Here is a 12680-nt window from a genome sequence, read left to right as displayed (position 1 = left end):
GCAAACTTGAGGCCTTTAATTCGTACTACGTCTAACCGAAACACTTGACTCTCGCACGATTAATCGCGGATCAAGCTGCACCCTTTGATACTCCCCGGTAATATTATCCTGAATACGTTGCAAAAGAAGCTGTGTGGCTAATCGTGCCACTTCATTCCCCATGATGGAAACTGAACTAATCTGAGGCGTTGTGATAGTTGTCCATGCGTTATTATCTACCCCAACCACCGCCACATCTTCTGGAACACGTACGCCTAATTCTTTAAACCGATTCACAATACCTATGGCCACCATGTCATTCACTGCATAAATAGCGTCTGGCATATGCGTCAGGCTGTAGAAATAGTCAGCGGCTTGTAGTCCAGTTTGCAAGGAAAAGTCTTCGCCAAAATAAACAAGCGAAATATCCACTTGATTTAAAGCTTGCTGATAAGCAAGATAACGATCTTCAATAAGATCTTTTTGTGCCCCTGCATATGCAATCCTAGTACGACCGATATTGATTAAATGCTCCATCACTAATTGTCCTTCAAAACGTGACAAACTAACGATGTCAGCTTTCACATTTTCTGTGATTCTTTTCCCGTAGTTAATGATAGAGACCGGAACACTCGATTTATTAATTAACTCTACCATGGTCTTTGGATAAGCAAGAGGCATGATAATGAGTCCATCTACATGTAATTTTTTGACCTCACGGATTGTTTCGAGCTCAGTCCGCGGGTTGCCAGAAGTATTAATCTGGATTACCCGATAGCTATGTTGTTTGGCGGCTTGCTCTACGGACCAGGCGATATCCGGAATAATTGCGTTGCGAATGTCAGGAACGGCCAGAGCAATTTGCTTCGTTTGGCGGATTTTGAGGCTTTGCGCAGAGGTATTTGGAGTGAAACCCATCTCCTCAATCACTTGCAGTACCAGCGCCTTGGTCTTGGAACTAATTCCCTCTGAATTATTAATGGCTCTTGAGACAGTAGCAATACCTACCCCCGCCCGTTTCGCTACATCCTCTATGGTTACTTTGTTTTTATTAGCCACTCTGATAGTCCCCTTATTTCCGGAATCGTTTTCGTATTTATCTCTATTCCACTCATCTAAAGTCAAAATTCCAATGTATAGATTATAACATAATAGTACATAGAAGAATACTTATCTCAACGACTAATGTGAGCCTAAAGGCTTGATATAACTCTGTTTTAGTGAAATTTTTCACTAATTTTCAATATTAATATTTTCATTATTTAAATTTGACAATATGAAAATTATGTGACATATTTGTTCTCGGAAACGTTTCCTCTTTTCCAGAAATAAAACACTATTTATTATCAATTATTAATCTAGGAGATGAATGATATGCAAGCATTAAGATGGCATAACGTCAAAGATCTACGGTTAGAAACGATTGAAGAACCAGCAGCCCTTGAAGGGAAAGTGAAAATCAAAATCGAATGGTGCGGAATTTGTGGCAGCGATCTTCACGAATATGTAGCCGGTCCTATTTTCATTCCCCAAGGAACAGATCATCCCCTTACTGGTGAAAAAGCTCCAGTCGTAATGGGACATGAATTCTCTGGACAAATCGTAGAAGTAGGTCAAGGCGTTAGCAAGTTTAATGTTGGTGATCGCGTCGTCGTAGAGCCTGTTTTTGCATGTGGTGAATGTGTGGCTTGTCGACAAGGTAAATATAATCTTTGTGAAAAAATGGGCTTCCTAGGTTTGGCTGGTGGTGGCGGTGGATTCTCAGAATACGTCGCAGCAGACCAACATATGGTGCACAAAATTCCAGACAGCTTATCCTATGAACAAGGTGCTCTGGTGGAACCTTCTGCCGTTGCTCTACACGCTGTTCGTTCCAGTCAACTGAAGGTTGGAGATAAAGCTGTAGTATTCGGTGCTGGCCCAATCGGTTTGCTGGTCATTGAAGCTTTGAAAGCATCCGGCGCAGCTGAAATCTATGTGGTAGAACTTTCCGAGGAACGTAAGAGTAAAGCTAAGGAACTTGGTGGTATTGTAATCGATCCTAAACAATATGATGTGGTCGAAGAAATTCAAAAACGTACCGATGGTGGCGTAGATGTTGCGTTTGAAGTGACAGGTGTACCTCCCGTTCTAACCCAAGCCATTAATTCCACTAAATTGAGTGGACAAATCATGATCGTTAGTATTTTCGAAAAAGATGCTACGATTACTCCAAACAATATCGTACTTAAAGAACGCAACTTAACTGGTATCATTGGTTACCGTGATGTTTTCCCCGCTGTAATTAGCTTGATGGAACAAGGGTACTTCCCTGCTGAAAAACTTGTTACTAAGAGAATTAAACTGAATGAAGTGATTGATCACGGGTTTGAGGCTCTTTTGAAAGAAAAAAATCAAGTAAAAATCCTTGTAAGTCCTAAACAATAACCATAAGCAGCCTATTAGCTGAATCATAAAAGAAGGCGCTGCTCCAAGCAGCTCTTTCTAGAATTTGTAGCGGTCTCTGTTATTAAAAAACACCAGGCAGCGATTCTCCGGGATTGGAGTATCACTGCCTGGTGTTTTTGATCTGTGGGGGGTGTTTAAGCAAATTTATGGGCAAATCCTTATACGCTCTGGCTTAACTCGCTTAATCATCCGCTGATCCACCAAAGTATATTCATCCTCACTAAGCAGGAGTTGCAAGTCTGATGCCTTGAAGAAATCCTTTCAGACAGAACGTAGCTTCCGGTGCATTCCCTCTTGTTATACTTCTAGCACCTAATTTAAAGGATTCGAATGAGATAATGGAGAGTGATATAGGGTAAATGTGAAATAACTGTATTCTGTACACTTATTCCGTGTGCAAAAGTAACTATTCTTGTTTTAATTGTATTCTGTACAATTAAAACCCTGAAAATCCACCTATAAGAAATTAAATGAGGAATATAGATGTACTAAATACAGTTATATCTATACCCCGACCAATTAAGGAATTATAGTTGTACAAAATACAATTAAACGCTCACTCTGCTTTAACAAATTGCTTCCGTCACCACTCTGATTCATCAATTATAGATGAAGTGTAGCTCCCTATGGAACGGCCCCTAGCCCGTTTGTTTGCTTCATCTATACTTATGCGTATTTATCATTTATCAAATAATGCAGATTCTCTTTTACAGCAGGCCATTCGGTATCCAATATGCTAAAGACCACATTATCATGAATCGATCCGTCAGACTTGATTCTATGCTTACGCAGAACCCCTTCTTTAACCGCCCCTATTCGTTCTACTGCTCTTTGTGACCTCAAGTTGTTCGCGACCACTGTAAATTCTACGCGGATCAGCTTTAGTTCTTCAAAACAATAGTGTAGCAGCAGCGACTTGCCTTCTGTGTTCACACTAGTTCTCCAATAGTCTGGTGAGATCCAGGTACATCCAATTTCAGCGTTACGATGAACCAAATCCGGATGCATAATACGAGTGGTTCCGATAATTCGCTCCGTTGCTTTATCAATGATAGTAAAGGTAATTTGTGAACCGTTCTTTTGATTCGCTAAAGCTGTTGAGATTAATCCTTGCACCTGCTCGTCCGACGTTATTTTTCGCCAGGTAAATTCCCAGATGTCTGGATTTCTTAACACTCTCGCCAATCCATCTCCAAGACTTTCATCTATTGGAACCAGCTTAATCGATTTCCCGTCAAGTATTTGAGTATTCATAACACTCATTTGGTGCACCGTTCTCTCAATGAAATATGCTGAATGATATCTGCAATTTCTTCCACACGAAAGGCGATATGGTCTGCTCCGGCTTGTTCAAGCTCTTCCTTGGGACCATAACCAAAAGTCACTCCAATGGATTCAACACTACAGCCAATAGCACCGATGATATCATGCTTACGATCTCCTATCATTACCGCTTCCTCTGGATGTATGTCATTCTCATCAAGCACGTACTGAATAACCTCTTGCTTCTTAGAACGGGTACCGTCCAGATTACTTCCTCCGATATGTTTGAAATAATGATCGAGCTTATAATGCTCAAGAATCTGTGCTGCAAAAACAGTCGGTTTGGAGGTTGCTACATACAATGAGTATCCATTCGTCTTAAGTCCCTCCAGCAATTGGGGTATACCTTCAATCACCATATTCTCAAATAATCCCGTGGCACTGTAACGCTCCCGGTAAAAAGCAACCGCTTGAAGCGCTTGTTCCTCAGTGAAATGGTGCAGCTCGATAAAAGAATCATATAACGGAGGACCTATGTAAGGAAGAAGCTCATCCAAATGCTCGATCTGTATATCAAATTTGTTCAAAGCGTATTCTACGCTTTTGGTGATGCCTTCTTTGGGGTCTGTTAAAGTACCATCTAAATCAAATAAAATGTTTTGTAATCCTCTTCCCACGGTTGTCTTGCTCCCCTCGACTGTTATTATTGCATATATTTATCATACCTTCGTTTCCACATACTTTCCACATACTTCTCGAATACGATAAGTAACTGAAGCTATTACATATTATCGGAGGAGTATCTTATGAACATGACGCATTACATGTCTTTGCTAGCGGACAACCAGCCTTGGAATTTGATTATATTCATGGCCATCCCCGTGATTTTTGCTGAGACGATTACCATTACAGAGTTTATTATTTTGTTCACCAAGAATCTAACAGGCCCACTACGATCCTTCAACAAAGTCTGCAGCATACTCGCAGGGATATATTTCACAGGTGTATTCCTCTACTTGTTCCCGACTGCGTTTATTCCTTTGTCTGTGAATGGGGAATGGCACACATGGGTTGATATCGTAGCCGTGGGCTTCTATTTAAGCGGAGTACTCTTCTTATTGCCACTGGCTTTGTTAGATCTTGGTCTGATTGCCCGTAAACGATCGGAAGAGCACAAGATGAAGCTGCATTTTCTGCTTATTAGTGGATTCTTGGTCGTGGCGCATATCGCGATGATATTTGGGATGATTAATCCGGAAATTGTAGGGAGTATGGGTGGAATGGGCGATATGATGCATTAAAGTTTATTAACAAAACGTAATCTAAGACAAAAAGCAGATCAAGGATAAAACCTTGATCTGCTTTTTGTATCGTACCGGTTATCCTGCGTTTTGTACAGTTACCACAGTACGCTTCTTGCGTAATAAAAACATCAGTGGAAATCCAAACAAAACAATAATGGAACCTACCACAAAAACATCATTCACACCCATCGTGAACGATAGCAAACGTATCGAATCTGTATTACTTGCACCGGAGCTGATCAACTCTTTAGAGTGGAGTAAGGATCTACTCGACAGCAGGGAGGTGAATACTGCAATCCCAAGTGAGCTTAACACATTGCGGACCCAGTTGTTGATCGACGTAGCATGTCCAGACCATTCGACAGGAATTTCCTCCATTGAGGCTGTACTGCTTGGAACATTGGCTAGTCCAATGCCGAGATTACGAACGACCATCGCCCACATAATAAAGCTATAAGATATGTTCGTTTGCAGCCGACTAAGCATGAATAAGCCGATGAATATAAATAAAATACCCGCAGAAATCAACTTCACAGGTCCGAACTTTGGATACAGCTTACCTACGATTGGACTCAATAAGGCAAGGAGGATCGAGGACGGCAATAAAATCAGCCCTGTTTTAAGCGTTGTAGCCCCTTCTACCGTTTGTAAGAACAAAGGGGTTAAATAGGTTCCGGCATACATCGCAATCGTAACTAAACTATAGATACTAAGCATGGCGGTAAAACGGCGATTACGGAATACACGCAAATTCAGCAGAGGTACCTCCGCCTTCAGCTCGCGCAAAACAAACAAAACTAACAACACAACTCCCAAAAGGATTAACGATAAGGTTTTCCACGAAGTCCATCCCCAGCTATTGCCTTGGCTAAATGCAGTTAATAATGATAAACTACCGAGGACAACGGTAAGGAAACCAGGAATATCAAATGACTTCGGAATATTCATTCGATAATACGGAATTAACGTTAGGGTTAGAATAACAGCTATGATTCCAATAGGGATGTTAATTAAAAATAACCAATGCCAGCTGGCATATTGGAGCAGCCACCCGCTAAACGTTGGTCCTATGGCTGGCGCGACCATCGCGGATAACGACCAGAGGCTTACTGCAAAAGGTCTGCGTTCTCCCGGTATTACTTGAAATATGATGGTCATCGTACAAGCCATGATGAGACCGCTGCACGAACCCTGAAGCATCCGAAATACAATTAATGATGTTGGATCCCATGCCAAAGCACAAAACAAAGAGAACATGGTGAATCCCATCAAGGCGAAAAGATAAAGCCTTTTGTAGCTGAATCTTCCTCCGAGATATCCCGCGAGTGGTGCGGTTACTCCTGTCGCCAGCATAAAACCGGTGACCATCCATTGCATGGTGTTCAGACTCGTATTGAAATGATCCATTAAAAGAGGAACAGCAATGTTGATCGTCGTTGTACTTAAGACAGAGACGAAATTCCCGAAGAATATGGCAATCATGATCGGCCAAAAATGTATTTTGCTTGCTTGATTTTCTTCCATGCTTCCCCTCCTCATTATTTTTTATATGTCTACTTTTACATATATAAGGTGACTTGAATAATGTTATAATCGTATGATCAATATGTCAATGATGACATATCCCCGAAAAATTCAATGAAAACGGATTTATAATAACTGGAGGGCTTTATAGTAATGAATACACTGTCTTATGGACTTCTAGCTTTACTTAGCGCTAACTCATTGTCTGGATATGAATTAACTCAGAATATCAAGCCGCTCTGGCGTGCTGGACATAGTCAAATCTACCCTCTATTAATGAGCATGGAGCAGCAAGGTTATATCACCTTTAAGCTCATTGAACAGACCGACAAACCGGATAAAAAAGAATACTCCATTACGAAAGCAGGACTGGAACAATTGCGGCAATGGGTGGAAACTACTGCAGAGCCTCCGGTGCTGCGGGATGAGCTGCATTTTAAGCTGTATAGCTTATGGCTATCCAACCCGAAAGAAGCCAAGGACCTATTGCTAAAACGTGCAGAGTTTTGTAAAAGTGAGCTGGAGCGATACAAGATTTTGCTCAAAGCAAACGAAGTCTTGCGTGATGAACGCGGTGAGACTCGTGAGTTAAAAGCCACCACTTTTGGACGTTATTTACTGATCCGCAAACGTGTGCTTGATATGGAGAGCTCTATACAATTCTGCGAATGGGCACTTGAAGAGCTTGAGTCGAATCAATAACATTATAAACAAGCAAAAAAGAGACCTCATTTTGTATCGGAAGTCTCTTTTTACTTACATGTATTCGGATTTAGATAAATTCAATAGTTGCACCTCGCAACGAGTACCCGCTCCAGGCTGACTCATCATTCGAATCTTGCCTCCATGCAATTCCACCAGCTTTTTAACAATGGAAAGTCCCAGACCTGAACCACCGTATTGTCTTGAACGTGATTTCTCTACCCGGTAGAAACGCTCAAAGATATAGGGAAGCTCTTCCTCAGGAATACCTATTCCTGTATCTTCAACTATTAGAGTTGCAGCATCCGCTGTAAATTCCACATGAACAATAATCTCGCCTTCATCCGTATAACGAATTGCATTTTCCAGAAGGTTCATAATAATCTGTTCCATACGTTTTTGATCTCCACGGATCATACACGCATCTCCGCTAAGCTGAAGCTTCAGCTGTAATCCCTTCTCTTTTGCTTTCAGTTCAACTCTGCGCACGGCTTGTTCCGCTAGCTGACTGAGATCGATCCACTCTTGGGTAAGTGTAACCTTTCCTTCCTCCATCTTTGCCAGTTCAAATAAATCATCCACCAGATGCTGGAGCCGATGTGCTTCCTGATGAATGATATCCAAGTATAGATCCCTTTCCCCCTCGGTCTCGTAAAGCCCATCTTTTATAACCTTGGTGTACCCCTCCAAATATGTAATGGGCGTTCTCAGCTCATGTGAGATATTTGCCAGAAATTCCTGCCTTGTATCCCTGTATCGTTGCAGATCGACAGCCAGATCATTTATGGCCGCAGCCAAAAAACCAATCTCATCGTTACTACGTATAGACAGTCTCGTTTCCAGCTCGCCAGCCGCGATTTTCCGGGTTGCCTTTTGCATCTTGATCAGAGGTCTGGACAAAATCATGGCGATCACACCAGTGATCCCTAAAGCCAATATAAAAGCCCCTATTCCTGCAATCAGCAGGAGGTTCCGGATGGAAGCCAAAGATTGCTTCATACTCTCTGTAGAGGACATTACATAAAGTGCAGACTGAGTTGTATCCCCCTCCATTATTGGTTTTCCAATGATAAAATAAGAATGTCCAGCAGGATCTTTATACTCAAAATCAACACTTTTCCCAGCAAAAATCCTACTAACATCCGAAGCATGGATGAATGAACGATCCGAACGATCATGTACACCCGAGTGGAGTATCACATGGCCATCCTTCGAGATATTAAAGATACTGACATCCGAAAATTCTGCAAAAGTACTCATCATCTGCTCATTTGAACTATCCTGCGATTCCGCCATTCCAATAAAATGTGAGGTGAGTTCCTCCGTCTCTTTTTGCATCTCGTTGTAATAGAAGCTTGTAAACATCCGGTCTATAGTAACTCCAAGGACAAGCAAAACAACTACAAAAACAGACATTATAACAAAACCAAGCTTAAGTCCAATGATGTTATTTTTCATACCTGATTACCGGGAGCATGAAATTTATAACCTAATCCCCACACCGTCTGAACCGGATTATAGGCTAGGCCTCCTTTATGTAGTTTCTCGCGGATATTCTTAATATGAGTGTCAATAACACGATTCTCCCCCTCATAATTATTCCCCCATAATCGCTCCACCAGTTCTTCTCTCGTAAAAACCCGGGTAGTGTTTTGCGCCAAAGTGGCCAGTAGATCAAACTCCTTGAGCGTGAATTCAATGGATGTATCCTGAATATGTACCTCCCTAGCTTCTGGGTATATTTTAAAATCAGGGTATGTGAGCACCTTTTCCTGAGGTTGTTGAACAAAAGTAAGTGTTGAACGCCGCAGCAGAGAATAAATCCTAGCCACTAATTCTTCCGGCTCAAACGGTTTAGTAAGATAATCATCTGCACCTATACCGAGACCACGTACCTTATCCTTGGTTTCAGAACGTGCGGTTAGCATTAGAATTGGGATAGAGCTTGACTCCCTCACCAGCTTGCAGACCTGCCAGCCATCCATATCCGGCATCATCACATCCAGCAAGATTAGGTCAAAGCTGTGTTGTTTCAACAGTTGGAGTGCCTCATGACCCGTTGACGCCTCTTTTGTAGACATCCCTTCTTTACTTAAATAAATCCGCAATAAATTCCGCATGTTCCACTCATCATCTACGATCAGTATCTGTAGCTTATTCAAGCCGTTCACCCTCTTTATGACCTAGTTCTTCTCATTATACAAAAAAAACACAGAACAAGCCGACATCATCCCTAAATGATGCCAGCCTGTGATGATGGTTAGTGGCCGGAATGCGGATTGCCTCCTGCAGCAGGTGAGATTTCTAGCATGTCATCGATTTCACTTTGTGCTCGCTCATTTATTGTAAGGTTATCTCCAGTTATCCAAGCATGATTGTAAGGACCTTCTGCTGGTGAATCTTGAAATTTAGGTTGAAGCTCCATCATATACTCCATTACTGAATCTGGCAGCCCGTCTTTTTCCGTAAAAACAAGCGGCGCATGTTTCCCCAAATGGGAAAAAGGCGCAGCGGCGATAGCGAGCATCGTAGAATCCGTGGTTAACAAAGACAGGTTATGACCGGGTGTAGTGATTCCCCAGCCGAATCCGTTATTGGCATCCTTAAAACTTGCAAAAGCTATAGCGTTCTTAAAAACATCTTCTCCAGCTATACGGGTAACTGTTCCGTATTCTTTTAATTGCTTTTCTACATCTGCTGAGACAATGTCTTCTGGTCCGAGGATGTAAATGGTTGCGCTACCTCCACGTTCTTTTAAAGCCTCGACCGTTGAATTAGGAATTTCGTCTTTGGTTACAAAGAGAAGAGGTTCAGGCATATGTGCGATCCAATTCACTGCTGGCAACGTGTACTCAGGGCTATCCATAGAACCAATAATGACCGACTTTGGAAGTTCACCCGCTGCTTTGGCGTAATAAGTATCTATAGCCTGAGCTACTGCCGCTGGCTCATCCCCTTCTATCCGGTCTACTTTTAAATCAATGGCCTTTAATTGTTGTTCGACATTGGATGCCATAAGCCCAACAAGCACTACCTGAACCCCTTTATTGCCTTCAGCACCTATTGGATTCAGTCGCTTAAGTTCAGCGAGAGTAACCTCAGGAACCCCTTCTTTTGTGGTATACAGTACAGGCCCATTACTGGGATGATGAATCAAATCTGCACTAACTGCGGCGATCTGCCAATTACTCACATCCGTCAAAACTACACTTGAAGGTCTATTATTCTTTGTTTGCGCAGTCCATAAAGTCTGAGAAACTAACACTGCGGCTTGAATCGGATCTGAAGTGTTAATACGAGTAGTATTCTTCGTAGCTATCCATGGTTGCTCCACCGTTGCAGAACTAGCTTGCGAATTAACCTTAGATGGAACATTATTGCCTGATTGGCAGCTTGTTAACACTGTACTCAAAAGCAAACTAACGGCAACAAATGGTATGATTTTTTTCATCCTAAACCCTCCTGTGTGATGTTCTCGCTTGATTTAGAGTAGTTTAGTCTACAAATGTGTGGAAAGTATGTAGAATTTAAAATAAATAAAATTTGTATATAATGCAAAAAGAGCATCCCGTAAGCCATGAATGACTCAGGATGCTCTTGGTTTAAAGTTTTTTCAACACTTACCAGTGTTTAGCGATAAAAGTATCCCGACCGGATTGCTCCCGATCTTCTTTGTAGTGCTTGGGATTCTTATGATGATAATCCTGATGATACTCTTCTGCACGATAAAAAGTTGGCGCCGGAAGAATTTCCGTAATGACTGGACCGGAGAATCTGCCACTGCCCGCAACCTGTTCCTTCGAGGCAAGAGCTGCTAAACGCTGTTCTTCATTATAATAGAAGATCGCTGTCCGGTACTGAGTTCCTCGATCCTGAAATTGCCCACCATCATCGGTAGGGTCAATCTGAGGCCAATATAATTCAAGCAGCTTCTCGTATGAAAAAAGCGCTGGATCAAACGTAATCTGCACAACCTCGTAATGCCCCGTTGTTCCGGTTTTGACTTCTTCGTAGGTTGGATTCTCAGTTATCCCTCCCGCATATCCCGATACAATTCCATGAATGCCTGGTAATTCCTCAAACGGTGTCACCATGCACCAAAAACATCCGCCTGCAAACATCGCTTGTTCCATATGATCCAATCTCTCCCTATCTATCTTCATCTAATTAAGAATATATGCTATGACGATAAAGCCAAAAGATCATAAAGTCAATGGAAGTCCGAAGCACCATTAGAATTCAATTCTCCAAAACGTTATAATATAACAACAACAGAAGTAGAAAGGAATGCGCTATGAGAAAAAATCGTTTAGGACAATCTGATTTATATGTTAGTGAGATAGGACTTGGCTGTATGTCTTTGGGTACGGATGAGGCGAAAGCCATTTCCATTGTTCATGAAGCACTCGATCAAGGAATCAATTTTGTTGATACAGCAGATCTTTATGATGAGGGCCGTAATGAAGAAATTATTGGCAAAGCCATTCGTCAACGTCGACAGGATGTAATCCTGACCACAAAAGTTGGCAACCGCAGAATTCCCGGCCAAGAAGGCTGGAGCTGGGACCCTTCAAAAGCCTATATTAAAAATGCAGTCAAAGATAGTCTTAAACGGCTGCAAACCGATTACATCGATCTATACCAGCTGCATGGCGGCACTATTGAAGATCCAATTGACGAAACGATTGAAGCTTTTGAAGAACTTAAGCAAGAGGGTCTTATCCGCTATTATGGGATCTCTTCTATTCGTCCTAATGTAATTAGAGAATATGTGAAAAAATCAAATATCGTAAGTGTTATGAGCCAATATAGCATTTTAGATCGACGTCCTGAGGAAGAAATCCTTCCTCTGCTAGCTAAGCATGGAATTAGCATGATTGCACGCGGACCTTTAGCAGGGGGCATACTGTCAGAGCGTGGTCGCAGCAAGGCGGAGAAGAATTACTTAGATTACAGTAGTGAGGAACTTCTGAATTTGCATGATCAGCTTTCGCAGGAAACTAGTGACTCTCGCAATCTTGCACAAACAGCGCTTCATTATCCACTAGCTAATCCATCTGTAGCCGTTATTATTCCTGGGGCAAGCAGTCTGGAGCAATTAAAAAGCAATGTAATGGCTGCTGATGTAGCTCCACTCACTTCGGAGGAACTTGCAGACATTCAGCGGATAAGCAAAGCAAATCGTTACAAGCTTCATGTATAGATTAGTCACTTTCGTTAAAAACAATGGGGTGTCCATAGCCATACAATGGCTGTTGGGCACCCCCTCCTTTTTGAAGCTACCTGATCGCTGATCTAATCCTTAAACTTGGTTTAATTAAGTACTAATCACACTTATGAATCGCACTATAGGACACAGTTGACCTTATACGCTACTTTTTCCTATATTAAGGGTGCTCGCGGACTCCATAGCCGCTATGAGCATGATAATCACCATATATCATCCTCTATTTAAGGAAT

At 41.9% G+C, this 12680-nt stretch carries 12 protein-coding genes; 4 read left to right on the top strand and 8 right to left on the bottom strand.

What is annotated here, in order from left to right; all coding sequences use genetic code 11:
* Positions 1-15: 15 nt before the first annotated feature.
* Positions 16-1038 carry a LacI family DNA-binding transcriptional regulator gene (locus MHI51_RS14505; protein ID WP_076194230.1) on the bottom strand — a complete coding sequence of 341 codons (1023 nt, stop codon included), beginning with the start codon at positions 1036-1038 and terminating at the stop codon, positions 16-18.
* Positions 1039-1353: 315 nt separating this feature from the next.
* Here MHI51_RS14505 and MHI51_RS14500 point away from each other — a divergent pair, with 315 nt between their 5' ends.
* On the top strand, positions 1354-2406 hold the full coding sequence (locus MHI51_RS14500; RefSeq protein ID WP_339248640.1) for a 2,3-butanediol dehydrogenase: 1053 nt from the start codon (positions 1354-1356) through the stop codon (positions 2404-2406).
* A 687-nt stretch (positions 2407-3093) separates the two neighbouring features.
* Here MHI51_RS14500 and MHI51_RS14495 read toward each other — a convergent pair.
* Together MHI51_RS14495 and MHI51_RS14490 are read right to left on the bottom strand one after the other, a co-directional pair.
* Positions 3094-3690 carry a GNAT family N-acetyltransferase gene (locus MHI51_RS14495; RefSeq protein ID WP_076219102.1) on the bottom strand — a complete coding sequence of 199 codons (597 nt, stop codon included), beginning with the start codon at positions 3688-3690 and terminating at the stop codon, positions 3094-3096.
* Entirely contained in the window at positions 3687-4367 is a 681-nt protein-coding gene (locus MHI51_RS14490) for an HAD family hydrolase (RefSeq protein ID WP_076219101.1), read from the bottom strand. Before MHI51_RS14490 ends, MHI51_RS14495 begins: the two co-directional genes overlap by 4 nt.
* Before the next feature lie 129 nt (positions 4368-4496).
* Here MHI51_RS14490 and MHI51_RS14485 point away from each other — a divergent pair, with 129 nt between their 5' ends.
* Positions 4497-4991 carry a DUF6803 family protein gene (locus MHI51_RS14485; RefSeq protein WP_076129365.1) on the top strand — a complete coding sequence of 165 codons (495 nt, stop codon included), beginning with the start codon at positions 4497-4499 and terminating at the stop codon, positions 4989-4991.
* Between the two features lie 78 nt (positions 4992-5069).
* On the opposite strand, the gene MHI51_RS14480 is transcribed toward MHI51_RS14485, so the two are convergent.
* A complete protein-coding gene (locus MHI51_RS14480) occupies positions 5070-6518 on the bottom strand; it encodes an MDR family MFS transporter (RefSeq protein WP_076185870.1) in 1449 nt (482 codons plus the stop codon).
* Between the two features lie 153 nt (positions 6519-6671).
* Here MHI51_RS14480 and MHI51_RS14475 point away from each other — a divergent pair, with 153 nt between their 5' ends.
* A complete protein-coding gene (locus MHI51_RS14475) occupies positions 6672-7220 on the top strand; it encodes a PadR family transcriptional regulator (RefSeq protein WP_405173985.1) in 549 nt (182 codons plus the stop codon).
* Positions 7221-7274: 54 nt separating this feature from the next.
* On the opposite strand, the gene MHI51_RS14470 is transcribed toward MHI51_RS14475, so the two are convergent.
* The 4 genes from MHI51_RS14470 to msrA all read right to left on the bottom strand — a co-directional run bounded on the left by MHI51_RS14470 (position 7275) and on the right by msrA (position 11353).
* A complete protein-coding gene (locus MHI51_RS14470; protein WP_405173984.1) occupies positions 7275-8678 on the bottom strand; it encodes a sensor histidine kinase in 1404 nt (467 codons plus the stop codon).
* Positions 8675-9382: a response regulator transcription factor gene (locus MHI51_RS14465; RefSeq protein ID WP_341002475.1), complete on the bottom strand. Its 708-nt coding sequence runs from the start codon at positions 9380-9382 to the stop codon at positions 8675-8677. Before MHI51_RS14465 ends, MHI51_RS14470 begins: the two co-directional genes overlap by 4 nt.
* Positions 9383-9480: 98 nt before the next feature.
* The gene (locus MHI51_RS14460) at positions 9481-10671 is read right to left on the bottom strand and encodes a cell wall-binding repeat-containing protein (protein WP_405173983.1); all 1191 of its coding nucleotides are present in this window, start codon (positions 10669-10671) and stop codon (positions 9481-9483) included.
* A 169-nt stretch (positions 10672-10840) separates the two neighbouring features.
* Positions 10841-11353, bottom strand: coding sequence for a peptide-methionine (S)-S-oxide reductase MsrA (gene msrA, locus MHI51_RS14455; RefSeq protein WP_076219097.1), 513 nt, complete (start codon positions 11351-11353; stop codon positions 10841-10843).
* A 161-nt stretch (positions 11354-11514) separates the two neighbouring features.
* Between msrA and MHI51_RS14450 the strand changes: the two genes are divergently transcribed.
* Positions 11515-12423, top strand: coding sequence for an aldo/keto reductase (locus tag MHI51_RS14450; protein ID WP_248548207.1), 909 nt, complete (start codon positions 11515-11517; stop codon positions 12421-12423).
* The last annotated feature ends 257 nt before the right edge of the window (positions 12424-12680 follow it).

Origin of the sequence: Paenibacillus sp. FSL H8-0260, from assembly GCF_045040625.1 — a bacterium.
Classification (GTDB): Bacteria; Bacillota; Bacilli; order Paenibacillales; family Paenibacillaceae; genus Paenibacillus_AQ; species Paenibacillus_AQ odorifer.
Note: the sequence above shows the minus strand (reverse complement) of the source record. Positions and strands in the feature narration are given on the sequence as shown.